Raw genomic sequence first — 782 nt, forward strand, 5'->3', positions numbered from 1 at the left:
GAGGTGAGGGCGAGGGTGGAGGTGCGGGCGACCGCGCCGGGGATGTTGGCCACGCAGTAGTGGATGACGCCTTCCTCGACGTAGGTGGGGTCGGAGTGCGTCGTCGCGCGGCTGGTCTCGAAGCAGCCGCCCTGGTCGATGGCGATGTCGACGACGACGCTGCCGGGGCGCATGGCGGCGATCATCTCGCGGGTGACGAGCTTGGGGGCCTTGGCGCCGGGGACCAGGACGGCGCCGATCACGACGTCGGCCTCGGCGACGTAGGCGGCGGTGCGGGCGCGGTTGGGGACGACCAGGTCGAGGCGGCCGCCGAAGATGTCGGAGAGGTAGGCGAGGCGGCCGGGGTTGGTGTCGAGGACCCGGACCATGGCCCGCATCCCGAGGGCGATCTTCGCGGCTTCGGTGCCGGAGACGCCGCCGCCGATGATGAGGACCTTCGCGGCGGGGGTGCCGGGCACGCCGCCGAGCAGGATCCCGGCGCCGCCGGCGGGGCTCTCGAGGTGGTGGGCGGCGGCCTGGACCGACATCCGGCCTGCGACCTCGCTCATGGGGGTGAGGAGGGGCAGTTTGCGGTCGGAGGTCTGGACGGTCTCGTAGGCGATGGAGTCGATGTTGCGCTCGAGGAGGAACTCGGTGAGGCCGCGGTCGGCGGCGAGGTGGAGGTAGGTGAAGAGCTGCTGGCCGGGGCGGAAGCGGTGGTACTCGGCGGGCACCGGCTCCTTGACCTTGACGATCAGGTCGGCCGCGGCGAACACGTCGTCGGCGGTGGGGAGGATCTTGGC

At 72.3% G+C, this 782-nt stretch carries 1 protein-coding gene; it reads right to left on the reverse strand.

Going from position 1 to position 782, the window contains the following annotated elements; genetic code table 11:
* On the reverse strand, positions 1-782 hold a 782-nt coding region (locus RM445_RS32030), incomplete at both ends, for an alanine dehydrogenase (protein WP_311560609.1).

Origin of the sequence: Pseudonocardia charpentierae (genome assembly GCF_031845345.1) — a bacterium.
GTDB classification, from domain to species: Bacteria; Actinomycetota; Actinomycetes; order Mycobacteriales; family Pseudonocardiaceae; genus Pseudonocardia; species Pseudonocardia charpentierae.